Below are 23,697 nucleotides of genomic sequence, written 5' to 3' on the forward strand. Positions count from 1 at the left end.
CTGACCACCTAAGGGGAGTGGGGTCGAAAAATGTGGATCACGGATTGGACCTCCCGTGCCGCCTGTCGTGGTGCGGACCCGGACGCGCTGTTCGTCCAGGGAGCCGCACAGAACAGGGCTAAGCTGATCTGCCGAGGATGCCCGGTCCGTACCGAATGCCTCGCCGATGCGCTGGACAACCGCATCGAGTTCGGGGTGTGGGGCGGTATGACGGAACGGGAACGCCGGGCCCTGCTCCGGCGGCGGCCTGACGTGGACTCGTGGCGCGAGCTGCTCGAGTCCGCCAAGGAAGAGTACGAGCGCACCAATGAGCTGATCGCGGGCTGAGTTGCCCGGAGTACGGCCGGCGTACGACGCCGGCCGTACTCATGCGCTCGCCAGGAGCTCTCCGATCTGGCGCAGACCCGCGAGATCGTGGACGTCCTCCGACATGGCGCGAACCTGGACGACCGGCACCGTGGGATGCGCGGAGACGAAGTGCTCCTGCTCCCGGTGCTCGCGGGCCACGAGTTGCATCCTGCCGGTGTGCAGCCGCAGCACGGCGGCGGTCAGCTCGTGCTCGCCACGCGACTCCAGGTCCTCGGCCGCGGCGGCGCTGCGGGCGGCGGACAGGCCGTTCGCGGGCGCGTCGTGGACGCGGTTCACCACCAGGCCGGCGAGGGGCATGCGCTCCTCGGCGAGCCGCTCGACGAAGTACGACGCCTCGCGCATCGCGTCGCGCTCGGGCGCGGCCACGACGACGAACGCGGTGCCCGGCGCCTGCAGCAGCTTGTACGTCAGCTCTGCGCGCTGCCGGAAGCCGCCGAAGACGGCGTCCAGGGCCGAGACGAACGTCTGCAGGTCCTTGAGCACCTGCGCGCCGAGCAGCTTGGTCATGGCGCCCGCGACGAGCCCGAACCCGGCGTTGAGCAGCTTGAAGGCGCTGCGCCCACCGGCCTTGGCCGGGGCGGTCAGCAGCCGGATGAACCTGCCGTCGAGGAACCTGCCGAGCCGTTCCGGCGCGTCCAGGAAGTCGAGCGCGGAGCGGGACGGCGGCGTGTCCACCACGATCAGGTCCCACTCGTCGGAGCGGCGGAGCTGGCCGAGCTTCTCCATCGCCATGTACTCCTGCGTGCCGGAGAAGCTGGACGACAGCGACTGGTAGAAGGGGTTGGACAGGATCTGCCGGGCGCGCTCCGGGTCGGCGTGCGCCTCGATGATCTCGTCGAACGTCCGCTTCATGTCGAGCATCATGGCGTAGAGCTGGCCGCCGCCCTCGTGCCGGCTGACCAGCCGGGGCGTGTTGTCCAGCTCGGTGAGCCCCATCGACTGCGCGAGCCGCCTGGCCGGGTCGACGGTGAGCACGACCGCGCACCGGCCGCGCTCGGCGGCGCGCAGCCCCAGGGCGGCCGCCGTGGTGGTCTTGCCCACGCCCCCGGCCCCGCAGCAGACGATGATCCGGGTGCCCGGGTCGTCGATGATCGCGTCGATGTCGAGCGGGACCGGCCTGGCCGCGGATCTCTTCGCGTCCTTCACGCTGCTCCTTGGGTGCGGATGCTCTCGGCCAGCTCGTACAGGCCGGCCAGGTCGACGCCGTCGGCGAGCAGCGGCAGCTCGTAGCGCGGCAGCGCCGCCTCGGACAGCGCTTCGCGCTCCTCGTGTTCGAGCACGGCGCGGTGGGCGTACTCGAGGACCTCGCCGGCCAGCGCCTCGGCCACCGAGTCGGCGTCGGCGTGGTCGGCGAGCCCGGCCGCCTTGAGGCCCAGGGCGAGCTCGGCGATGTCGAATCCGCCCTTGACAGCCTTGTCAAGGGCGGCCCGGGGGAGCTGGGACTCGCGCACCATGTTGATGAAGACGCCCCCGGCCGGCAGGCCCGCCTCGCGCAGTTCGGCGATGCCGTCGAGCGTCTCCTGCACCGGCATCTCCTCCAGCAGGGTGACGAAGTGGATCGCCGTCTCCGGGGACTTCACGACGCCGCTGACCAGGTCGGAGTGGTTCTTGATCGGGCCGACCTTGGCCAGGCCGGCCACCTCCTGGGTGACGTTGAGGAACCGGGTGATGCGGCCCGTGGGCGGGGCGTCCAGCACGACCGCGTCGTACACGCGCTTGCCGTTCTTGCCGCGCCTGCGCACCGCCTCGGTGGTCTTGCCGGTGACGAGCACGTCGCGAAAGCCGGGGGCGACCGTGGTGGCGAAGTCGACGACGCCCATCTTGGTCAGCGCGCGACCGGCCCGGCGCATGCCGTAGAACATCTCCAGGTAGTCGAGCATGGCCTCCTCGGGATCGATGGCCAGCGCGTAGACGTCGCCGCCCGACGGGGCCACCGCGATCTTGCGCTCCTCGTACGGGAGGGGCGGCAGGTCGAAGATCTGCGCGATGCCCTGGCGGCCCTCGACCTCGACCAGCAGCACCTTGCGGCCACCGGAGGCGAGCGCGAGGGCGAGGGCGGCGGCCACCGTCGTCTTGCCGGTTCCGCCCTTGCCGGTGACGACGTGCAGGCGCACGCCGTCCCAATCGGTGTCCCGAGACTCCACGTTTTGAGGCTACCGAACGGTCACTTGCGGCCAGCCGACGCCTGCCCTTTGAGATTGCTCACATTAGTGTGGCCCCCATGAAGAAATGGGAGTACCTCACCGCCCCGGTGCTGATCCACAACACCAAGATGATCCTGGACAACTTCGGCGCCGACGGCTGGGAGCTGGTGCAGATCGTGCAGGGCGCCTCGCCCGAGCAGCTCGTCGCCTACTTCAAGAGGGAGAAGCAGTGACCCCGGAGCAGAGACTCGCCGAGCTCGGTCTGACGTTGCCCGAGGTGGTGCCGCCGCTGGCCGCGTACGTGCCGGCCGTGCGCACCGGTGACCTCGTCTACACCTCCGGCCAGGTGCCCCTGGTCGAGGGCAAGCTGCCGCTGGTGGGCAAGCTCGGCGCGGAGCTGACCGTGGACGAGGGCCGGGAGATGGCGCGGATCTGCGCGCTCAACGCCCTGGCCGCGCTCAAGTCCGAGGTGGGCGACCTGGGAAGGGTCGTCCGGATCGTCAAGGCGGTCGTGTTCGTGGCGAGCGACCCGGGCTTCACCGGGCAGCCGCAGGTGGCCAACGGCGCCAGCGAGCTGCTGGCCGAGGTGCTGGGCGAGGCCGGGCGGCACGCGCGCAGCGCGGTCGGGGTGGCCTCGCTGCCGCTGGACGCGCCGGTCGAGGTGGAGCTGATCGCCGAGGTCTCCTGAGGCAAAAACCCCGGATCCGGATATGTCACGATGACCGAGTGGTGTTCTGAAGGAGGTCATGTGACAGGTCTTCCGCTTCCGGGCGAGCTGGCCGCGCGGGCCAGGGACGTCCTGTCCGGCCGCGTCACGCCGGAGCCGCCGCGCGACTCCGCCACCGTGGTCGTCCTGCGCGAGGGGCAGGACGGCCTGGAGGTCTACCTGCTGCGGCGCAAGTCGACGATGGCCTTCGCGGCGGGCGCGCACGTCTTCCCCGGCGGCGGCGTCGACCCGCGCGACACCGATCAGGCCGTCGCCTGGGCCGGCCCGTCCCCGCAGGAGTGGGGGCGGCTGCTCGGCGCGGACGAGCGGGTCGCGCGGGGACTGGTGTGCGCGGCCGTACGGGAGACCTTCGAGGAGTGCGGCGTGCTCCTCGCCGGCCCCGACGAGCGGTCGGTGGTCGCCGACACCACCGGCGACGACTGGGAGGCCGACCGGCTCGCGCTCGTCGACCGCACGCTCGCCTTCGCCGACTTCCTGTCCCGGCGCGGGCTCGTGCTCCGTTCCGACCTGCTCAAGCCGTGGGCCCACTGGATCACCCCGGAGATCGAGCCGCGGCGCTTCGACACCAGGTTCTTCGTCGCGGTGCTGCCCGAGGGGCAGCGCGCCCGCGACGTGGGCGGCGAGGCCGACCACGCCACCTGGCGGCGCCCGGCCGAGGCCCTCGGCCAGGCCCGCGCGGGGGAGATCTTCCTGATGCCGCCGACGTACCGCACGCTGACCGAGCTGGCCGAGCACGACGGCGTGGACGCCGTGCTGGCCGCCCCGCGCGAGATCGTCACGATCATGCCGCGCGTCGTGGAGGTCGGTGGCGAGCTGCGGCTGGTGGTCGCGTGAGCGGGCTGTACATCCCGATCGGCACGCCCGACGGCTCGCGCACCGAGCACGCCGAGAACCTCCTCGCGCCGAACCCGTCGCTCATGACGCTCGACGGCACCAACACGTGGGTCGTCGGCGGCGCGGAGGAGGTGGTGGTCGTCGATCCGGGCCCCGACGACGAGCGCCACCTGCTCCGGGTCCGGGACCGCCTGGGGGAGCGCCGGGTGAGCGAGATCCTGCTCACCCACGGGCACTCCGACCACAGCGGCGGCGCCCGGCGCTTCGCCGAGCTGGTCGGCGCCCCCGTGCGCGCCCTCGACCCGCGCCACCGGCTGGGCGGCGAGGGGCTGGCCGAGGGTGACGTGGTGACGGCCGGGGGCGTGGAGATCCACGTGTACGGCACGCCGGGGCACTCGTACGACTCGCTGTGCTTCTGGCTGCCGGCCGACCGGGCGATGCTCACCGGCGACACCGTGCTCGGGCGGGGCACCACCGTCATCGCCGAGGACGGCGGCCTGGCCGACTACCTGCGCAGCCTCGACCGCCTCCGGGCGACGGCCGAGAGCCTGGAGGCGCGGGCGCTGCTGCCCGGCCACGGCCCGGTGCTGCCCGACCCCGTCGCCGCGCTCGACGGCTACCTCGCCCACCGGCGCGAGCGGCTGGACCAGATCCGGGCGGCGATGGCGCGGGGCGCGCGCACGCCGCGCGCCATCGTCGAGATCGTGTACGCGGAGGTGGACCGCTCGCTGTGGCCCGCCGCCGAGATGTCGGTGCGGGCCCAGCTCGACTACCTGGAGCGGTTGTAGAGCCGGTCCATGTCGAGGATCACCACGGCCTTGGCCTCGATGCGCAGCCAGCCGCGCTGCGCGAAGTCGGCCAGCGCCTTGTTGACGGTCTCGCGGGAGGCGCCGACGAGCTGGGCCAGCTCCTCCTGGGTGAGGTCGTGGTGGACGCGCAGGCCGTCCTCGGTCTTGGTGCCGAACCGCTCGGCGAGGTCGAGGAGCTGCTTGGCCACCCGTCCGGGAACGTCGGTGAACACCAGGTCGGCCAGCACGTCGTTGGTGCGGCGCAGCCGCTGCGCCAGGGCGCGCAGCAGGTGGAGCGCCACCTCCGGGCGGCCGGTCAGCCAGGGGCGCAGGTCGTCGTGGCCCAGGCCGGCCAGCCGCACCTCGGTCAGGGCCGTGGCGCTGGCCGTGCGCGGCCGGGGGTCGAACAGCGACAACTCGCCGAACATCTCGCTGGGACCGAGCACACTGAGCAGGTTCTCGCGGCCGTCGGGCGACTGGCGCGAGAGCTTGATCTTGCCTTCGAGGACGACGTAGAGCCGGTCGCCCGTCTCGCCCTCGTGGAAGAGGGTCTGCCCCTTCGACAGCTGGACCTCGGTGATGCTCGTGCGCAGCGCCGCTGCGCTCTCGCGGTCGAGCGCGGCGAACAGGGGGGCCTTGCCCAGCACATCTTCGGTGTTCACTCTGCCTCCTCTGCTGCCATTGTGACGCACCCCACTGAAGGCGCCGCACATAGGCTAGGGGAATGCCCCAAGAGTCAAGGCTCGCCCTCGTCCGTCGTGCCCGCAGGATGAATCGCATCCTTGCGGAAACCTACCCCGACGCACATTGCGAGCTCGACTTCGGTACCCCGCTCGAACTGCTGGTAGCGACGATCCTCTCCGCTCAGTGCACGGACAAACGAGTCAACATGGTGACTCCCATCCTCTTTGCGAAGTATCCCACTGTTGAGGACTACGCCGCCGCAGACCCATCCGAGATGGAAGAAATCATCCGTTCGACCGGGTTCTTCCGGGCCAAGACCAACAGCATCATCGGCATGGCCAAGGCCGTGACCGAGCGCTACCGGGGCGAGGTGCCCGGCAAGCTGAAGGACCTCGTCACGCTGCCCGGCGTCGGCCGCAAGACCGCCAACGTCGTGCTCGGCAACGCCTTCGGCGTGCCCGGCCTGACCGTGGACACCCACTTCCAGCGGCTCGTGCGCCGCTTCGGCTGGACCGAGGAGACCGACCCGGTCAAGATCGAGCACTTCGTGGGCGAGCTGATCCCCAAGCGGGAGTGGACGGTGTTCTCCCACCGGCTCATCTGGCACGGGCGGCGCATCTGCCACGCCCGCCGCCCGGCCTGCGGGGTGTGCCCGCTCGCCGCGCTCTGCCCCTCGTACGGCGCCGGCCCGACCGACTCCGCCCAGGCGGCCAAGCTCGTCCGCTCCGGCCCCTTCTCGTGACCGCGATCGACGGGGACGGGAAGCCCCGCGGCGGGCGGCGTGTTGGAGATGGCGTGATCGTGGTCCCCGACTGGCTCGACAGACTGGCCGCGCAGGCCGTACGGATCCCCGTCCCCGAAGGGCTGCGCCCGCCCGAGCGAGGCGGTCGCCCGGCCGCGGTGCTGCTGCTCTTCGGCGAGGGTCCGCTGGGCCCCGACGTGCTGCTCATCCAGCGCAGCACCCGCGGGCGCAGGCACGCGGGCCAGCCCGCCTTCCCCGGCGGCGGGGTGGACCCGGGCGACGGCGGCCCGGTCGGCGCCGCCCTGCGCGAGGCGGCCGAGGAGACCGGCCTCGAACCGTCCGGCGTGACCGTGCTGTGCTCCATGCCCGAGCTGTACGTCTGGCGCAGCGACAACCGCGTCACCCCCGTCGTCGGCTGGTGGCACGAGCCGTCCGCCGTCCACGCGGCCTCGCCCGACGAGGTCGACTCCGTGGAGCGGGTGCCGATCGCCGAACTCGTCGATCCGGGCAACCGGTTCACGCTGCGGCACCCGCGCGGCTTCGCCGGGCCGGCGTTCCGGGTGCGCGGGATGCTGGTGTGGGGGTTCACCGCGATGGTGCTGGACGTGGTGCTGCGCGAGGCCGGGCTGGAACGGCCCTGGGATCCCGGCCGGGTCGAGCCCATGCCGCCCGACGTCCTGGCCCGCGGCTGACGTCCTGGCCCGCGGCTGACGTCCTGGGACGTCCGAGGACGGCTGTGACCACGTCCGAGGCTCGCCGGGCCTAGACGTCCTCGCCCATCGCGAGGGCGACGCCCAGCGCGGCCCAGGCTGCCACGTCCGCGTCGGCGTCGGAGGCGAGCAGCCGCAGCGCGTCCAGGCCCGCCTGGTCCGGCGGGTCGCCCAGCACGTGCTGGAGCGCGTACGCGGCGCCGTAGCGCACCCTGGCGTCTCCGTGACCGGCGAGGTCGATCACGGACGGCAGAGCGCGCGGGTCGGCGAGGTGCCCGAAGGCGACGAGCACCGAGTAGAGCAGCATCGGGTCGTCCTCGCCCGCCGCCAGCCGGCGCAGCACCGGAAGCGCCCGGTCGGCGAACGGCCGCAGCATGCCCATGACGTCCACGCCCAGCAGGCGCTCCTTGAGCGTGCCCGCCTCGCACAGCCGCCTGGCCTCGACGAACGACTCCAGGTCGGCCCGCTGCCAGAGTTCCGAGATCACGTTCCACCGCAACGGCCCGTCGGGGTCGGCGTCGGAGAGAGCCGTCTCGACCAGGCCGCGGACGGTTCCCTCCAACGGTGGCATAACGCTCAAGGTAGTCAGGAGGGGACGCTGCGCTCCGGCAAGACGTGCACACTTGACCCTATCGCTGGTTACCTTTGAAGCGTGCGCGGTGATCTGCTCGACCTCATCCTGATCGGCCTTGTGATCGCCTTTGGCGTGTCGGGTTACCGGCAGGGTTTCATCATCGGCGCCATGAGCTTCGTGGGCTTCGTCGGCGGGGCGGTGCTGGGCGTGTTCATCGCGCCGCCCATCTCCAAGGCCGTGGTCGACGGCGACACCCCGCAGGCCCTGCTCGCGATCGTCATCGTGTTCCTGTCGGCGACGATCGGGCAGTTCGCCTCCTCGACGATCGGCGCCGTCGTGCGCAGCCACGTCACCTGGGAGCCGGCCAAGGTGGCCGACGCCGTCGGCGGCACGTTCGCCAGCGCCCTGTCGGTGCTGGTGATCGCCTGGCTGATCGGGTCGCTGGTCGTCTCCACGTCGTTCTCGCTGCTGGTCGAGCAGGTCAAGAGCTCCATGCTGCTGACCACCGTCGACGAGGCCATCCCGCAGGCCGCGCGCAACTGGCAGCAGCCGTTCAAGAAGTTCATCGACCGCTCGGAGTTCCCGCCGGTCTTCGACGCGATCGGCGCCGGCCAGATCATCGACGTCCCGCCCGCGCCGCGCAGCATCCTCAAGGGCGCCGGGCTCGGCCGCGCCCAGCGGGCCATCGTCAAGGTCCAGGGCAACGCCGAGAGCTGCAACAAGCACATCGAGGGCACCGGCTTCGTCTACGCCCGGGACCGCATCATGACCAACGCGCACGTCGTGGCCGGCGTGACGCGCGACCTGACGGTCATCGACTCCGCCAACCGGCGCCGCTCCGCCACCGTGGTGCGCTACAACCCGCAGCGCGACATCGCCATCCTGTACGTGCCCGGCCTCGGCCTGCCCCAGCTTCCGTTCGAGGGCGAGGCCGGCAAGGGCGACAACGCCATCATCGCCGGCTTCCCCAAGGGGCAGGGCTTCACCGCCGAGCCGGCCCGCATCCGCAGCCGCCTCGAAGCCGAGGGCCCCGACATCTACCGCGCCAACAACGTCACCCGGCAGGTCTACGCGATCCGCGGCAAGGTGCTGCCCGGCAACTCGGGCGGGCCGCTGCTCACGGTCGACGGCAAGGTGTACGGCGTGATCTTCGCCGCCGCCGTCAGCCAGCAGGACACCGGCTACGTGCTGACCGCCGCCGAGGTCAGGCCCGACGCCGACCAGGGCCGCAACGACACCACGCCCGCCGGCACCCAGGAGTGCGACTAGGGGCTCTGCGCCGGCAGGTCGTCCATGATGATCTTGATCGCCTGCTCGGGGTCGCTGTCGGGGCCCAGGGCCGAGGCGCTGCGGCCCACCGCGTCGTACGGCTCGCCGTACGCCTGCACGCGGGCCGCGCCCCGGTCGAACAGCGTCAGGGCGCCGCGCCCGTTGCCGCGCTGGAGATGCGTCAGGCCCACGCAGATCTGCGCCAGCCCCTGCCACAGCTCCCGCTCCTGCTCGGGCGCGCACTTCCAGCGGCCCTCGAACACCTCGTGCGCGTTGAACGGCAGCCCCTCGCGCAGGAAGCGGCGGCCGTCGGCCAGCGCCTGCTCGGTCGTGGGGGCGTAGTCGTCGGGCACGCGCGGCGTGCCGGGCGAGCCGTACGGCAGCGGCCTGCCGTAGGCGTCACGCGGCCTGGCGTTGCGCGGCCTGCCCTCGGGATCGCGATCTCTCATCGGTCGGGCTCCGGATCCGACAGCCAGCCCAGCAGCTCGGCGTCGAACAGGTCGGGGGTCTCCTCATGGGGGAAGTGGCCGGCGCCTTCGAGCAGCTTCCACCGGTAGGGCGCGGCCACGTAGCGGCTCGACCCCTGGGCGGTGCGCGGCAGGAGGCAGGTGTCGAGCGCGCCGTGGAGCTGGAGGGTCGGCGCCTCGATCTCGGTGCGCATCACGCGGGCGTAGCGCCGCCCGTCGGGACGGAGCTGGGAGCGGCCGAACCACCGGTGGTACTCCAGCGCGCAGTGGGCGACCGTGGGGATGCCGAACGCCTCGCGGTAGACCTGGGCCGTCTCGGCGTCGGGCCAGCCCGGCCCGGACCACTCGTCGAGCAGCCTGCCGACCATGGCCGCGCCCTTGCGGGTCAGCCGGTGCTCCGGCAGGAACGGCAGCTGGAAGCTGAGGCGGTGGCTGCTGGCCTTGAGCTGGCCGAACGGGTCGGTGAGCAGGGCGCCGCGCAGCCGTACGGGATGGGGGGCGGAGACCGTCACCAGGCGGCGCACGCACTTGGCGTCGAGCACGGCCATCGTCCAGGCGAGCAGCCCGCCCCAGTCGTGGCCGACCACGATCGCGCCCGTCTCGCCCAGCGCCCGGATCAGGCCCGTCGCGTCGGCGGCCAGCGTCGGCAGGTCGTAGCCGCGCGGCGGCTTGTCGCTGCCCCCGTAGCCGCGCAGGTCCACCGCGACCGCCCGGTAGCCCGCCTCGGGGAGCGAGCGCAACTGGCGCCGCCACGTCCACCAGAACTGCGGGAAGCCGTGCAGCAGCAGCACCAGAGGCCCGTCGCCCGCCTCCACGACGTGGAAGCGCGTGCCGCCCGCGTGGACCTGCCGGTGCTTCCAGGGGCCGTCGATGTGGACGGCGGACTCGTCAGGTGCCATCGCGGCTCACCGGCTCCCGGTGCAGCCCGACCTGGCCGGCCGACGGCTCCGTGGTGGCCGCGGGGACCGCCTCCGCCTCCTCGGGCGAGGCGATCTCCTTGAGTCCCTTGATCGACCGGGCGGTGCGCTTCATCCCGGCCAGCCCCTTGAGCCGGCGCACGCCGATGAAGACCAGCAATGCCGCGACCAGCAGGTAGAAGACGGTCACGATGAGGAAGGACAACCAGTCGGGCAGCCAGTGCGACAGCGCGTACGCGATCGTGAACGAGGCGAGGATCAGGCACAGGTGCGCCATGAACGCGGCGGCGGCGAACAGCCCGCCGGCCGTGCCGACCCGCTTGGCGTCGAACCTGAACTCGGCCTTGGCCAGCTCGATCTCCGAACGGACCAGGGTCGAGATGTGGTTGCTCGCCTGGGCGACCAGCGAGCCCAGGGATTCTTCCTCGGGAGTCTGCGGCATGAACGTCTCCTATCGAGGCCTGGTGGCCGTGTCAAACATCATCCAGCGCTTTGCCCCGGTTGCGGCCCCGTACGCGATGCTTGTGGGCCCGTACGAGGAGCGCCGCTTGCGTCCCTGCTTGTGGTGCCTGTGCGAGGCGGCGCCGCTCTGGCGTGGCCGAAGCGGTGCCGCCGGACGGGAGGACCCGCTGGTGACGGTTCTTACCCAATCGGAGACGATAACGCCGCGGGCGGGGGCCCGGCTCGGCCGGGGCGGCGGACCGGCTCGGCCCGGGGCGGCGGACCCGGAGGGCGCCGGGCCTGGGGAGACGGCAAAGGGCCGCCGATCTCTCGAATTTTCGGGATCAGCGGCCCTTTGGGGTGGTTTCGGTCAGTCCTCGGCCTTGGCGCTGGGCAGCTTCTCGGAGATGAGGTTCATCACCGTGCTGTCGGCCAGGGTGGTGACGTCGCCGATGCTGCGGTTCTCGGCCACGTCACGCAGCAGGCGCCGCATGATCTTGCCGGAGCGGGTCTTCGGCAGCTCGGGCACCACCAGGATCTGCCGCGGCTTGGCGATCGGGCCGAGCGTCCTGGCCACGTGGGCGCGCAGTTCGGCGGCGATGTCGTCGCTCTCCTCGGCGCCGCCCCGCAGGATCACGAACGACACGATGGCCTGTCCCGTCACTGGGTCGGTCGCGCCCACCACGGCCGCCTCGGCCACCTTCGGGTGGCTGACCAGCGCGCTCTCCACCTCGGTGGTGGAGATGTTGTGGCCGGAGACCAGCATGACGTCGTCGACCCGGCCGAGCAGCCACAGGTCGCCGTCCTCGTCCTTCTTCGCGCCGTCGCCGGGGAAGTACATGCCCTCGAACCGGCTCCAGTACGTGTCGATGTAGCGCTGGTCGTCGCCCCAGATCGTGCGCAGCATCGACGGCCACGGCTCGCGCACCACGAGGAACCCGCCGCCGCCGTTCGGGACGCTGTTGCCCTGGTCGTCCACCACGTCGGCGACGACGCCCGGCAGCGGGCGCATCGCGGCGCCCGGCTTGCTGTGGGTCACGCCGGGCAGCGGGCTGATCATGATGGCACCGGTCTCGGTCTGCCACCACGTGTCGACCACCGGGCAGCGCTCGTGCCCGATGTGCTCGCGGTACCAGACGTACGCCTCGGGGTTGATCGGCTCGCCGACCGAGCCGAGGATGCGCAGGCTGGACATGTCGAACTTGGCGGGGATGTCGTCGCCCCACTTCATGAACGTCCGGATCGCCGTCGGGGCGGTGTAGAGCAGCGTGACCTTGTACTTCTGGACGATCTCCCACCACCGGCCCCGGTGCGGGGTGTCGGGGGTGCCCTCGTACATCACGCTGGTGGCGCCGTTGGCCAGCGGGCCGTACACGATGTAGGAGTGCCCGGTGACCCAGCCGATGTCGGCGGTGCACCAGTAGATGTCGCTGTCGCGCTTGAGGTCGAACACCGCGTCGTGCGTCCAGGCGGTCTGCGTCAGGTATCCGCCCGTGGTGTGCAGGATGCCCTTCGGCCGGCCCGTCGTGCCGCTGGTGTAGAGGATGTAGAGCGGGTGCTCGGAGTCGTGCGCCTCGGCGGTGTGCTGGTCGCTCTGCCGGTCGACCACGTCGTGCCACCACAGGTCGCGCTCGTTGACGGCGACCTCCTGGCCCGTACGGCGGACGACCAGGACGTGCTCCACCTGCGGGCACTCGGCGACGGCCTCGTCCACGGTCGGCTTGAGCGCGCTCGGCGCGCCGCGGCGGTAGCCGCCGTCGGAGGTGATGACCAGCTTGGCGTCGGCGTCGTCGATGCGGCTCTTCAGCGCGGTGGCGGAGAAGCCGCCGAACACCACCGAGTGGATCGCGCCGATCCGCGCGCACGCGAGCATCGCGATCGGCAGCTCGGGGATCATCGGCAGGTAGATGGCCACCCGGTCGCCCTTGGCCACGCCCAGCTCCAGCAGCGCGTTGGCGGCCTTGGAGACCTCGCGCTGGAGGTCGGCGTAGGTCAGGACCCGGCTGTCGCCCTCGGGCTCGCCCTCCCAGTAGTAGGCGACCTTGTCGCCGCGGCCCTCCTCCACGTGGCGGTCCACGCAGTTGTAGGCGACGTTCAGCTCGCCGCCCACGAACCACTTGGCGAACGGCGGGTTCCACTCCAGCGTGTCGTCCCAGCGCTTGGCCCAGGTCAGCCGGTCGGCGGCGCCCTCCCAGAAGGCAAGACGGTCGGCGGCGGCCTCTCCGTACGCCGCCTCGGTCACGTTCGCGGCGGCCGCCAGGTCGGCTGGGGGCGCGAACCGGCGGTTCTCCTGCAGGAGGTTCGACAGCGCCTGGGGCTCGGTGCCAGGGGTCTCCGGGGCCACCTCGTGCTCCTTCTATGGCCAGGTTGTTAGGTCGTGTCCCACTTCACCAGCTCACGGGGTGCGCACACAAGAGGTCTAGACAGGTCTGTACCAAGAGGGACGAAGCGCGGGGTGATTATCGGAAATGCATGGCAAAAGCTATTGAAATGTTGCCACTTTGAAATGGAGCAAAGTTCGGGGAGTCGAATGGCGGCGGTTTATGGGCCCCCGCCGGGGCGTGCTGTCCTGTGCCGCATTCCCGGGGGTTGGGCCGTCGAGCAGGTAGTACTCACGGGTAAGGTCGGGTTCCGTGAGTGACCCACTGGCCGTCGTCGCGCGGCTCCCCGGCGTCCCCGAGGCTGTGGAGGAGGCCCGGCGGGCCGTAGACCTCCTGTACCGGCACCGCGTCCTGCGCCGTGCCAGCCCGACGGTGTCCGCGGAGTCGTCGCTGCGCGGCGCGCGGGCCTCCGCGGCCATCGAGGGCGTGGACGTGCCGCTCGACGCGCTGCGCCGGGACGAGGTCCATGACCCGGTCGTGCAGGGGGCGCTGCGCGCGTCGGCCGAGCTCGGGCGGCTGGGGCCGACCTGGCGCAAGGCGCCGCGGCAGGTCCTGGCCCGGCTGCACACGGTGGCCGCCGCCGGTCTGACCGACGCCGCGAGCCTGGGCCGCCCACGGACCGACGGCCCGGACCTGCGTACGGATGCGACGGGCTTCTCGCGTATGGATGCGACGGGCTTCTCGCGTACGGATACAACGGAGCGGGCTTCGGAGCCGGGCCGGGCCCCGGCCGTGACGGACGTACCCGCCCCCGTGACGGACGTACCCGGCTCCGTGACAGACGCAGCCGCCCCCGTGACAGACGCACCCGCCCCGGTGGGCGACCCGCTCGGCCTCGGCCCGGCGCCCGGCGCGAAGGAGGCCGGCGTCCGGATGGAGGGCCTGTTCGAGCTGCTGGCGACGCCTACGAAGGCGCCCGCGATCGTCCTGGCCGCCGTGGTGCACGCCGAACTGGCCGTCCTGCGCCCGTTCGGCACGGCGGACGGCGTGGTGGCCCGGGCCGCGGAGCGGCTGACGCTGGTGGAGTACGGCCTGGACCCGAAGTCGCTGGCGGTCGTCGAGGCCGGGCACCTGGAGCTGCCGTACGCGGAGGGGCTGCGCGCCTACCTGACGGGGACGGGGGACGGCGTGGCGCAATGGGTACGGCAGTGTGCCTCCGCGGTAACCCTCGGCGTACGCGAGGCGACCGCCGTCTGCGAGGCGCTGCAGCGCGGCTGACCTCGGACATGCTGCCCCGATGAACCCGGGCGCGCCTGCGCGGACAGCGACCTCACCTGAGCCGCGGCGGCCGCACACATAGCGGACGGCGTCTCTGGGATGAGACGCCGTCTGCCGGTGCGTCACGCAGGGTTACCAAGCGTGCACCTCAATTCGTCGGATCGGGTCAAGCCCGTCTCGACGCGCCTCCCGCGGCTGGTCGCGCGTGGGTGCCCGGCTGACGCACCCGGACATGTGGTCCGTGTCACCTTTGTACGTCGGATCCGCCCTGATGGGAACCCCTTGCGCCAAGAGCTTTGCCAAGTCCGGGAAGGGCCTTCCGTGGGGGCGGCCATACCCGCCGGTTACCAATCCGTGACGATCACTCAGAGTGATCCTCTTTATCTGATCGTTATGCTGGATCGAAAAAAACTTGGCGAAAATGCGAGTTTCCTCCTCGACGTAACTCGAGTCGATCGGGCAGCATACGGAGGTATCGCAGAAACTGGAGCGAGTGTGCACGGGATTGCTTTGCGACTCCCTTGCCATGCTCCGGTCATGTGATGAAAGCTTTCTTCTGAAACGGGACCGGCTCTACCCCCCCGGAGCCGGACCGATCAGGCGACCCCCGCTCTCCCCCCCGGCGGGGGTCGCCCCTTTTCTCGTCGACCGCCTCCGGACCTTCGGGGTGCGCGGCCGGAGGGGCGCCTGCGGGGAAGCCGCAACGTGCCACCCGTTCCTTCTGCCAGGCCACACGCGCCGCCGCCGGACGGCCTTCGCCCGCGCCCCAACCGCCGTCGCCTCCTGCCATTGAGCGAAGCCGCCTTCACCTCGACCACTCTCGATCCCCAGTGCCCGGGGCATGCTCACCCTCGCCTTCACCAGGGCGCGCTCAATCCCGCCCCAGAACCCGCACATCGCCCCCGCCTTGGCCTCCACCCCCACGTCCGCGTCCGCGTCCGCCTTCGTTCTCAGGGACGCTTGCGCCCGTCCACGCCACGCCCGCCCTCGGCCCGATCCCGCACGCTCAAAACCGCATGCCGCGAGCCGACCGCCTGCGACTCCCCAAGTCATCCACAATCCCGCCCCGCCTCCACACCACCATCCACAGAACCACGTTCGCCCCCACCCCCCATCCGCCCTCCCAAGCAAGGTGGACCTCCCGACCCCAGGGAGGCCCCGATGCACCGCCCACTGGTCATCACCGAGGACCGCGATCTCCTCGACGACCTCGTCCGCATAGCCGCCGCGGCAGGCGCGCAACTGGACGTCGCCCACGCCCCCGCCCACGCGCGCCCACTCTGGAACCCCGCCCCGCTGGTGCTGGTCGGAGACGACCTGGCCGACGCGGTGGCCGCCGCCTCGCCACCCGCCAGGGACCGCGTGCTGCTGGTCGTCCAAGAGCCTGACGACCCGGACAACTGGCGCAAGTGTGTAGCGGTGGGCGCTCAGGCGGTCGTGGCCCTGCCCGCGGGTGAACGCCGCCTGGTGGAGGAGCTCGCCGACGCGATGGAGCCGGAGCCGCGCGCCGGAAGGGTCCTGTGCGTGATCGGCGGCCGGGGAGGCGCGGGGGCGAGCGTCCTGTCCTCCTGCCTGGCGCTCAGGGCTTCACAGGATCGCCTGCGCACACTTCTGGTCGACGCCGACCCTCTGGGCGGCGGCATAGACGCCCTGCTCGGTCACGAGGAGACGCGAGGCGCCCGCTGGACCGACCTGGTAGCCCGGGAAGGCCGGGTGAGCTCGACGGCGCTTCAGGCGGCACTACCGGCGTTCGGGGAGCTCAGTGTGCTCTCGTTCCCCCGCGACGAGGTCCGGCGCATCCCGGCCCAGGCGATGCGCTCCGTCCTCGAAGCCGGCCATCGAGGCTTCGACCTCGTCGTCGTGGACCTGCCCCGCCACATCGACCCGGCCGCCGCCGAGGCTCTGGCCAGGGCGAGCACCACCCTCCTGGTGGTCACGGCAGACGTCCGCGGCGTGCTGGCCGCCGCCCGGGTGCTTGAGGAGACCACGCGCCACGCAGCGGACGTCCGCGCCGTGATCCGCCCAGGGGTCCTGGAGGAGGAGGTCATCACCGACTCGCTCCACATCCCCATGGCCGGCCGCCTCCCCGACCAGCCCCGCCTGACCGCCACCCTCAACCACGGCGAACTCCCGAAACTCGGCCCGCGCACACCCTTGGGCGCCGCGTGCGCCGCCCTCCTCACCGACCTCCTCCGAGCATGACCAGCGCACGGGCGCCGCATCCAGCCCGCGAAGCGCAGAGCCCGAGCTCGAAGAGGCGCGAAACAAAGCCCCCGTAACGCCGCCGAAGGAAGCCACCACCGGCACCGGGAAGCGGGCGGCGACCATCAGACGCGCCAGCCCGGACAGACACCCCTGCCGCACTGCGCGACCAGACAGACCATGCGACCACAGAGCTCCACAGAAAGCGCAGGACCGAAGAGACCGCACGATCACGGCGGTGCCCACCCACCGAACAGGCACGACCCACAAACACACCTCAGCGAGCCAGCAAGTCAGCACGCACCTCAGCAAGTGAGAAGGGACCTTCGAAGACATGACCGTTTCCCCCGACCTCGTCGAAGCCGTGCGGGTGCGCCTGGCGAGGGCAGGCGTCGAACCCAGCGCCGCCCAGGTCGCCGTGGCGCTCAGGGCGGAGAAGTCGGTGTACGGCGACGCCGAGATCCTGGCGGTGGCCCGGGCGCTCTGCGCCGACCTCATCGGTGCCGGCCCGTTGGAGCCGCTGCTGGCCGAGCCAGACGTCACCGACGTCCTGGTCAACGGCCCGAGGGAGGTATGGGTCGACACCGGCCATGGGCTACGCCGTACCTCGGTCACCTTCACCGACGACGGGGCCGTGCGCCGGCTGGCCCAGCGCCTGGCCGCCGCGGCGGGCAGACGATTGGACGACGCCTCCCCCTACGTGGACGCCCGGCTCGCCGGTGGCGTGCGCCTGCACGCCGTCCTGCCGCCGGTGGCGCCCGGTGGCACCTGCCTGTCGCTGCGTCTGCCACCCAGGCGCACGTTCACGCTGGCGAGCCTCGTCGAGGCGGGCACCGTGCCACCCGCGGCCGTCCCAGTGCTGACGTCGATGGTGTCGGGAAGGCTCGCGTTCCTGGTGACCGGCGGCACCGGCACGGGCAAGACCACCCTGCTGTCGGCTCTGCTGTCGCTGGCCGACCCCCGCGAGCGCCTGCTCCTCGTGGAGGACTCGGCCGAGTTGCGTCCTCTGCACCCGCATGTCGTACGCCTGGAGTCCCGTCCCGCCAACCTGGAAGGAGCCGGCGGGGTGGAGCTACGCGATCTCGTACGGCAAGCGCTGCGCATGCGCCCGGACCGGGTCGTGGTGGGCGAGGTGCGTGGCGCGGAGATGGTCGACCTGCTCGCGGCGCTCAACACGGGCCACGAGGGCGGCTGCGGCACACTTCACGCCAACGCGGCGGCGGACGTGCCGCCACGGCTGGAGGCGCTCGGCTGCGCAGCCGGCCTGTCCAGAGAGGCCGTCCACAGCCAACTCGCCGCGGCCCTGGACGTCGTGGTGCACCTGACACGCGGACGCACGGACGGCCGCCGCCGGGTGGCGGAGATCTGCCTCCTGTCCCGTACACCCACAGGCTTCGTGGAGGCCGTCCCAGCCCTGAGCTTCGACGCGCACGGCCGCTCCCACTTCGGCCCCGGCTACGACGCCTTGGTGGCAAGAACACCACCGTGACAGCCGCCGCCCCATGACCCGGACATGACGATCACCACACCAGCCACGCGGCCACCGCACGCGGGTCAGCAGGTAGGGCATGCGGGCCGCCCGAGCCAGGTCGAACGCTGCCGAGACGCCGCCACACCCTCCACGCTGGCCAACCCACACAACCACAAGCCAGCCACGCCGTAGGCCCTGCCGGGCCGTGCGACCGGCACGGCACGCCGCCGTAGGTCACGGCAGATACACCGACACGTCCGGCCCGCCCGTACATCGGCGAAACACGCATGCCACGTACGCCCGACACACCGACATGACCGCAAAGAGGCCAGCGACCCACCCCAGAGCCACCCAGGGACCCGCCCACACATCCTCAAGAACAGGCACGCCTCAAAGGGCAGGAAGGACAGGTAACGATGACGCCGCTCATGGCTGCGGTGTGCGCAACCATAGCCGTCTGGCTGTGGATGGGCCCCGAGGCCGCCGAGACCCGGCTACGTCGCATGATCTCGCCCGCCACGCCCGGGCGTCCGTTCCTGTGGCAGTCCGTACGACGGCTGGCGGCGCGCCCAAGCCCGGCCAGGCGAGCCGACGCATGGCGCAGAGCCACCATCGAGCTGTGCCAGTCCCTGTCCGCCGAACTGACCGCAGGCCGCACACCCGGCGAGGCGTTGACCAGAGCCCTCGAAGCCGTCGACTTCCCCGACCCGGACGCACTGCGGCCCGCCGTCGCAGCAGCCAGAGACGGCGGGGACGTGGCGGGTGCCCTCGCATCAGTGGCACCGGCTCAGGGAGGCGAGGGACTGCGCCGCCTGGCCGCCTGCTGGGAGGTAAGCGTGACGGCGGGAGCCGGTCTGGCGGCCTTGGTGGACCGGGTCGGAAGCACGTTACGCACGGCCCAGGCCCACAGGCAGGACGTCGCCGCCCAACTCGCCGGCCCGCGTACCACGGCGAGAATGCTCGCGGCTCTGCCGGCCCTCGGCATCCTGATGGCCGCGGCGCTGGACATGCACCCGCTGGACTTCCTGTTCGGCAGCCTCCCGGGTCTTGCCTGCCTCACGGTCGGCATCGCACTGGACGCCTGTGGCCTGTGGTGGACCCACCGCATGGCAGTACGAGCCCAAACGTCATGACCAGCCGGTCCGTACCAGTGAACGAGACGCCGTGCCCCACTCATCAACATTGATGAGTGCAGCCCTGACGAATACACACCCGCCTACATACCTGAGCCCCACGTCAACCTGCCGCCTACATAGACTGCCTCACGACTCCGCGACGAGACCCACCTCCTCATCCATCGACCCGAACGCGCTTCACAAGGGAGCGCGCCCCCAGGAAGGCACCACCAGGCTCGCACCCAGGGAGGCATCACCAGGGGCGCACCATTCAGGCAGCGGCTTGAACACCACCGCTCACTCAGCGACCCGCCCACCCCTTAGTGAGCAGAGACCGCCGGCCACCAGCCATCCACGCGGCCACTCATCCACGGCGGCCCACCACCAACCGCTCCGACCGGATCGGACCTGCGAAATCGGACGTGCGAATGCTGCCCTTCTTCTCCGCTCTGTGCACCGGCCTGGCCGTGTGGCTGTACATCTCCCCATCCACCCCAGCTGCGCGGCTGGCCAAACTACTTCCCCGGCCGGACGCCTCTCCCAAGGCCAATGGCCTGTCGCCGCAGAAGCCACCTGTGATTCCCCATAGAGCGGATGAAGCGCCCCAGATGGGCCACCCGCACCCCTTGGGCGAACCCCGACCTCTTCCCGACTGGTCGGCTGCCACCTCCGGAGCCACGTCACGACGGCCTGACCGCCGCACCGTGATCGTCAGCGTGGCCGCAGGCGTCATGACCACCCTCATGATCGGTGGCCTCCCAGGAGCCGTAGCCGGCCTGCTGGCCGTCCCCGTTGTCGGTGTCGCGATGCACCGCCGACAAGACCCCGCGACCCGACGCGCCCAGGAGCAGATCACCACCGATCTGCCGTTCGCCGCAGACCTGATGGCCGCCTGCCTCATCGCGGGCCGACCCGTCGGCGCAGCCACCGAGATCGCCGCCAACGCAGTGGCAGGCCCCCTCGGTCAGCGCCTCTCCTGGGTGAGCACGCAGCTCCGGCTCGGTGCCGACCCGGAGCCGACCTGGGCACACCTCGCGCGTGACCCGTCCGCGGGTCAACTGGCCCGGGCGATGACCCGCGCCGCCGCCAGCGGCGCCCCGGTCGCGGACGTCCTCATGCGCGTGGCGGACGACGCTCGCGAGGCCGCCCGGACGACCTCTGTCGCCGCTGCCCGAAGCGTCGGTGTCAAAGCGGTGGCGCCGCTCGGTCTGTGCTTCCTCCCGGCCTTCGTCCTCCTCGGCATCATCCCCGTAGTGGCCGGCCTGGCATCCACGATCGTCCTGCCCTGACCCGGGGCACCGGCCGTCGCGACCGACCTGCGCGGGTACCACCATTGCTGTCGGTCAGGAGGACTTTCGTCGGCCATCACTTCCACGCCCGAGCCCCCTCGACAGCATGGCGAAGTGAGTCAGCGATGGATTCAGGTTGTGGAGCCACATCCTGGTTCTGTTCATGAGAGTCGGTGGCCGCGGTTGTTCGCTCGTGCGTCCTGACCGCACTCAGTGGCTGAGACCGTGACTTCGTCGGCGAGACATGACCGCACTCCGGGAGGCGTGTTCGTCGGCCCGTCCACGGCCGCCCAGGAACGAATCATGACCACCCTCGAACGGCCCTCACAGCCGCCACGGAAGATCGTCATCAGGCTGAATCCCTGCGACGACGACGCCATCGCTTCCAAAGCCCGGCAGTCGTGGTGCAGCCTGCGGCACGCCTCGCGCCGATCTCCCTGAGCACAACAGGCGAGCGCTTAGCGCTGATCATCCACTGCGCGCCAAAACCGACCTGGGCGGCAACTGATGCCTGGGAAAAGCGTGGAACCCAGACCTCCGAGGCCAAATACGGACGTTCCATGATTTTCTGAGGCGATGTCGCACCTGCGGGTCATCAGCCTCACAGTGCTCGCCGCACCTGGTCTGTCTCTGGTCTTGACGCCAGTCGAGCACGTGGAACTCGCTGGGGTGCTGATCGGTCTGGCGGCGGGGTTCCTGCTGCGGGGGGAGCCCTCTCGGGCGGCCCTGAGCACGTTGTGCGGCAGTGTCTCTGCGGGACGCGGCCGGCCACGGTGGGCTCGGTGGCGGATGCCTGGCTGGGCGGCTTCGTCATGCTGCTGGACGTGGTCGTCGCGGTGTCGCTCACCGCCATCGTGGCAGTGAGGACCGCTCGCCGGGACGCCGGCGTGGAATCCGGCGTCATCGCCGGTATGGCGGGACCGCTGCTGATCTGGTCGGTCTACCTGACGGTGGGGCCGAGGCTCTACGATCACGTCTCGCAGAGCGAGCCGTACTGGCTGGCCTGGGCGGGCGTGCCGACGGCCCTGGTCACCGCGCTCGCGGCGGCGACTTGGGCGGTCGGCGGCGAGCGGAACGACGCTGCTCCTCAGCCGGCGCAGCCGGCGAAGTAGCCGGAAACGCCAGTTCATGGCGATCGTCGAACCCGCTGATCACCCCTCATGGCGGTGTCGCGGGGACCGCTGCTGATTCCCGTGCCGCGTCATGATGAACAATCCGGGTTCGAACGCGGGACCCCAGCCTCGGCCTCTCAGCGCTGCTGACCCCGAGCCACTCCCTCCCGCACTCCGAAGACGCTCCCATCGCCGCCCTCCCGGATCGCCCAGTCATAGATATCCACAGCAAGTCTCCCCATGGCTTCTCCTATCCACAGAACCCCATTCGGCGGATCGGCCGCCCTCCAGTTCCCGCGACGCTTGGAGCGCAACGCCGGACCCACCCCGGCACCAAGCCACCTGGAGGCATGATGTGTGACCCCATCACCCCGCGACAGACTCTTCCCCAGACCCCCGAGGAGCCCGCAGCCCCCTCTCAGGAGGCCGCCGAAGGGCGCCGCCGCGCCAGGCGCCGACTGGACGAGTGGGTCCACCACGCAGTGGCCAACGGCGATCGAGGCATGTCCACGGCCGAGTACGCCGTCGGCACCATCGCCGCCTGTGCCTTCGCGGCGCTGCTGTTCAAGGTGGTCAGCAGCCCGGAGGTGCAGGAGATGCTCTCGTCGCTCATCGACCGCGCCCTCAAGACGGGCACGTGACCCTGCCTCGGTCGTCTGCGGTCCGACGATTCACGCGATCGAGGTCCAGGGGGTCGGTAACGGCCGAGACGGCGGCCGTCCTGCCCGCTCTGATGATCGTATTGGCGGCAGCACTGTGGGCGATCCAGGCCGTAGGAGTACATCTCGAGTGCGTGGACGCGGCCCGTGCGGGAGCGCGCGCAGCCGCCCGTGGGGAGCCGGTGGACCAAGTACGCGAGGTGGTCCGCGCGGCGACCCGGCCCGATGCCCGCGTGGAGGTGCTCCGAGGTCCAGAGCGTACGCACGTGCAGGTCGCAGTGGATGTACGGCCGGCTTGGGGCACGGCCTTCCCACCGGTACAGGTGGCGGCCACCGCCTCAGCGGCGACCGAAAACTGAAGAAGACGATCCCACCGCAGTGGTGGGCGGCGACTCGCCTGCAACCGGCGACGTCCCCCGACAACGGCGAGACGCGCGCACGAACGCGGAAACAAGCGAAGCACGCAGAACTCGTACACAAGTGTGGATCCAGAAGACAACCAGGGGCCGCGATACCGCCCCAACGCCAAGCCCGAGCCCTGACGCCACACACCGAAATCAGCAAGCGCTCCTTGCCGTGAGGCGGCCGGAGAACGGCCGCCGTGCCTCGACATGTCGCAGCGGTGAATGACCAGGAAGTGCTGGCCCCCTCCCTGAGAGGCGCAGTGTCCCACGCACAAGAGCCAGGAGGACCGGTACCGCCGCATGAGGCGTAGAGCCGACGCATGGGGCGTAGAGATGTGATGCCTACGCATGGGAGACAGTGCGCCGGGCCGCCAGGTCGGCACGAACTGCCCGGCGCCAAGCCCCATGGTCGGCCCGCCACCGGTGAGAAGCGGTACCGGCGCATGGCGATAAGAGGGGCGATGCCTCCTGTGCAAGGCAAGAGGCGCGCCGCCGACACATATGACTCAAGAGGTGCAATGCGCACTAGGGGCCTGAGGCGCAGGGCTGACCTGAGGCGCAGCGCTCATACGTGGAGAAAGGCCTGAAGTGTTTCCCTTGAACCGAGGAGGAGCCAGTGGACGCGACCGAGGCTCGGCGACGTTGTGGGGCGTCGCGCTCATGGGGATCCTGATGTCGGTCGCCATGGCGTTCGCTGCTGTGGCCTCCGCGCGGGTGGCCCGCCATCGGGTGAACGCCGCCGCTGACCTCAGCGCACTGGCCGCGGCCAAGCTGGCGATCGCGGATCCGGATGAGGCGTGCCGGAGGGCGGCCATCGTGGCCGTGGAGAACGGCGCGAAGCTGAAGGCATGCCAGGTGAACGATGAGATCGTCGATGTCTGGACGTCCCTGACGGCTCGGCTGCCCTTCGTGGGGTCACGATCGTTGACGGGCCGCTCCCGCGCCGGCCCAGGCCGTGAGGACCAACCTGTCGATCGAGCTGAATCGCCAAGCGAGCTCGATCGCCTTGAACCGCCGGAGCATGACCAACCAGGCCCGCCGGAACGCGATCGGCCTGGCGTGCCGTACGAACGGCCCCTCACGTGAAGTGAGAACCCGAATGAAAGATCGACGCACCACGCACAAGAACCCTCAACGCTGAGTACGGAGCTGAGTGGCGTCCAGATTCTCGCAACCATGA

The 23,697-nt window shown here is 71.0% G+C and carries 25 protein-coding genes; 17 read left to right on the plus strand and 8 right to left on the minus strand.

Going from position 1 to position 23,697, the window contains the following annotated elements; all coding sequences use genetic code 11:
• Positions 1 to 30: 30 nt before the first annotated feature.
• Positions 31 to 327, plus strand: a complete 297-nt coding sequence (locus tag HT134_RS32090) for a WhiB family transcriptional regulator (RefSeq protein WP_148036282.1) — start codon at positions 31 to 33, stop codon at positions 325 to 327.
• Between the two features lie 39 nt (positions 328 to 366).
• Here HT134_RS32090 and bagB read toward each other — a convergent pair whose 3' ends face one another.
• On the minus strand, positions 367 to 1,515 hold the full coding sequence (bagB, locus tag HT134_RS32095) for an ATPase BagB (protein WP_175591024.1): 1,149 nt from the start codon (positions 1,513 to 1,515) through the stop codon (positions 367 to 369).
• Positions 1,512 to 2,513: an ATPase BagA gene (gene bagA / locus HT134_RS32100; RefSeq protein WP_175604238.1), complete on the minus strand. Its 1,002-nt coding sequence runs from the start codon at positions 2,511 to 2,513 to the stop codon at positions 1,512 to 1,514. Before bagA ends, bagB begins: the two co-directional genes overlap by 4 nt.
• 77 nt (positions 2,514 to 2,590) lie before the next feature.
• Between bagA and sp36 the strand changes: the two genes are divergently transcribed.
• From sp36 to HT134_RS32115, 4 genes are read left to right on the plus strand one after another with little or no spacing between them, the layout of a single operon-like run.
• Positions 2,591 to 2,746, plus strand: a complete 156-nt coding sequence (sp36, locus tag HT134_RS44900; RefSeq protein ID WP_217708645.1) for a Sp36 family protein — start codon at positions 2,591 to 2,593, stop codon at positions 2,744 to 2,746.
• Positions 2,743 to 3,201, plus strand: coding sequence for a RidA family protein (locus HT134_RS32105; RefSeq protein ID WP_312888604.1), 459 nt, complete (start codon positions 2,743 to 2,745; stop codon positions 3,199 to 3,201). Before sp36 ends, HT134_RS32105 begins: the two co-directional genes overlap by 4 nt.
• 60 nt (positions 3,202 to 3,261) lie before the next feature.
• A complete protein-coding gene (locus tag HT134_RS32110; RefSeq protein ID WP_175604240.1) occupies positions 3,262 to 4,074 on the plus strand; it encodes an NUDIX hydrolase in 813 nt (270 codons plus the stop codon).
• Positions 4,071 to 4,862, plus strand: a complete 792-nt coding sequence (locus HT134_RS32115) for an MBL fold metallo-hydrolase (protein ID WP_175604241.1) — start codon at positions 4,071 to 4,073, stop codon at positions 4,860 to 4,862. The genes HT134_RS32110 and HT134_RS32115 overlap by 4 nt, the downstream gene beginning before the upstream one ends.
• Here the strand turns inward: HT134_RS32115 and HT134_RS32120 are convergent.
• A complete protein-coding gene (locus HT134_RS32120; protein WP_312888605.1) occupies positions 4,844 to 5,524 on the minus strand; it encodes a Crp/Fnr family transcriptional regulator in 681 nt (226 codons plus the stop codon). The two genes, HT134_RS32115 and HT134_RS32120, sit on opposite strands and share 19 nt — an antisense overlap.
• Before the next feature lie 62 nt (positions 5,525 to 5,586).
• Here HT134_RS32120 and nth point away from each other — a divergent pair, with 62 nt between their 5' ends.
• Positions 5,587 to 6,288: an endonuclease III gene (gene nth / locus HT134_RS32125; protein WP_175604242.1), complete on the plus strand. Its 702-nt coding sequence runs from the start codon at positions 5,587 to 5,589 to the stop codon at positions 6,286 to 6,288.
• 53 nt (positions 6,289 to 6,341) lie between these two features.
• Positions 6,342 to 6,980 carry an NUDIX hydrolase gene (locus tag HT134_RS32130; RefSeq protein WP_253769472.1) on the plus strand — a complete coding sequence of 213 codons (639 nt, stop codon included), beginning with the start codon at positions 6,342 to 6,344 and terminating at the stop codon, positions 6,978 to 6,980.
• 70 nt (positions 6,981 to 7,050) lie between these two features.
• Here HT134_RS32130 and HT134_RS32135 read toward each other — a convergent pair whose 3' ends face one another.
• Positions 7,051 to 7,569, minus strand: a complete 519-nt coding sequence (locus HT134_RS32135) for a HEAT repeat domain-containing protein (protein WP_175604243.1) — start codon at positions 7,567 to 7,569, stop codon at positions 7,051 to 7,053.
• Between the two features lie 81 nt (positions 7,570 to 7,650).
• Between HT134_RS32135 and HT134_RS32140 the strand changes: the two genes are divergently transcribed.
• Positions 7,651 to 8,841 (plus strand): MarP family serine protease, encoded by a 1,191-nt coding sequence (locus HT134_RS32140; RefSeq protein ID WP_175604244.1) that lies wholly within the window; start codon positions 7,651 to 7,653, stop codon positions 8,839 to 8,841.
• Here HT134_RS32140 and HT134_RS32145 read toward each other — a convergent pair.
• The 4 genes from HT134_RS32145 to acs form a co-directional block, all read right to left on the minus strand.
• Positions 8,838 to 9,290 (minus strand): DUF309 domain-containing protein, encoded by a 453-nt coding sequence (locus HT134_RS32145; RefSeq protein WP_175604245.1) that lies wholly within the window; start codon positions 9,288 to 9,290, stop codon positions 8,838 to 8,840. The genes HT134_RS32140 and HT134_RS32145 overlap by 4 nt on opposite strands.
• Complete coding sequence (locus HT134_RS32150; protein WP_175604246.1) at positions 9,287 to 10,207, minus strand: alpha/beta fold hydrolase; 921 nt, start codon at positions 10,205 to 10,207, stop codon at positions 9,287 to 9,289. Before HT134_RS32150 ends, HT134_RS32145 begins: the two co-directional genes overlap by 4 nt.
• Positions 10,197 to 10,667, minus strand: coding sequence for a phage holin family protein (locus HT134_RS32155; protein ID WP_175604247.1), 471 nt, complete (start codon positions 10,665 to 10,667; stop codon positions 10,197 to 10,199). The genes HT134_RS32150 and HT134_RS32155 overlap by 11 nt, the downstream gene beginning before the upstream one ends.
• A gap of 369 nt (positions 10,668 to 11,036) precedes the next feature.
• On the minus strand, positions 11,037 to 13,010 hold the full coding sequence (acs, locus tag HT134_RS32160) for an acetate--CoA ligase (protein WP_175604248.1): 1,974 nt from the start codon (positions 13,008 to 13,010) through the stop codon (positions 11,037 to 11,039).
• A gap of 289 nt (positions 13,011 to 13,299) precedes the next feature.
• On the opposite strand from acs, the gene HT134_RS46190 reads away from it, so the two are divergent.
• The 9 genes from HT134_RS46190 (at position 13,300) to HT134_RS32200 (ending at position 23,603) form a co-directional block, all read left to right on the plus strand.
• Positions 13,300 to 14,265 (plus strand): Fic family protein, encoded by a 966-nt coding sequence (locus HT134_RS46190; RefSeq protein ID WP_312888607.1) that lies wholly within the window; start codon positions 13,300 to 13,302, stop codon positions 14,263 to 14,265.
• 1,161 nt (positions 14,266 to 15,426) lie between these two features.
• Entirely contained in the window at positions 15,427 to 16,467 is a 1,041-nt protein-coding gene (ssd, locus tag HT134_RS32170; RefSeq protein WP_175604249.1) for a septum site-determining protein Ssd, read from the plus strand.
• A gap of 334 nt (positions 16,468 to 16,801) precedes the next feature.
• Complete coding sequence (locus HT134_RS32175; protein WP_175604250.1) at positions 16,802 to 17,956, plus strand: TadA family conjugal transfer-associated ATPase; 1,155 nt, start codon at positions 16,802 to 16,804, stop codon at positions 17,954 to 17,956.
• A 398-nt stretch (positions 17,957 to 18,354) separates the two neighbouring features.
• Positions 18,355 to 19,071, plus strand: a complete 717-nt coding sequence (locus HT134_RS32180; protein WP_175604251.1) for a type II secretion system F family protein — start codon at positions 18,355 to 18,357, stop codon at positions 19,069 to 19,071.
• Between the two features lie 686 nt (positions 19,072 to 19,757).
• Positions 19,758 to 20,342, plus strand: a complete 585-nt coding sequence (locus HT134_RS32185) for a type II secretion system F family protein (RefSeq protein WP_312888608.1) — start codon at positions 19,758 to 19,760, stop codon at positions 20,340 to 20,342.
• A gap of 782 nt (positions 20,343 to 21,124) precedes the next feature.
• Positions 21,125 to 21,454 (plus strand): hypothetical protein, encoded by a 330-nt coding sequence (locus tag HT134_RS32190; RefSeq protein WP_175604252.1) that lies wholly within the window; start codon positions 21,125 to 21,127, stop codon positions 21,452 to 21,454.
• 353 nt (positions 21,455 to 21,807) lie between these two features.
• Positions 21,808 to 22,095, plus strand: coding sequence for a DUF4244 domain-containing protein (locus HT134_RS47845; RefSeq protein ID WP_175604530.1), 288 nt, complete (start codon positions 21,808 to 21,810; stop codon positions 22,093 to 22,095).
• A gap of 92 nt (positions 22,096 to 22,187) precedes the next feature.
• The gene (locus HT134_RS46200; protein ID WP_246366011.1) at positions 22,188 to 22,472 is read left to right on the plus strand and encodes a TadE family type IV pilus minor pilin; all 285 of its coding nucleotides are present in this window, start codon (positions 22,188 to 22,190) and stop codon (positions 22,470 to 22,472) included.
• A gap of 633 nt (positions 22,473 to 23,105) precedes the next feature.
• Entirely contained in the window at positions 23,106 to 23,603 is a 498-nt protein-coding gene (locus tag HT134_RS32200) for an Rv3654c family TadE-like protein (protein WP_312888610.1), read from the plus strand.
• Positions 23,604 to 23,697: the final 94 nt, after the last annotated feature.

Source organism: Nonomuraea rhodomycinica (assembly GCF_013363995.1).
GTDB classification, from domain to species: Bacteria; Actinomycetota; Actinomycetes; order Streptosporangiales; family Streptosporangiaceae; genus Nonomuraea; species Nonomuraea rhodomycinica.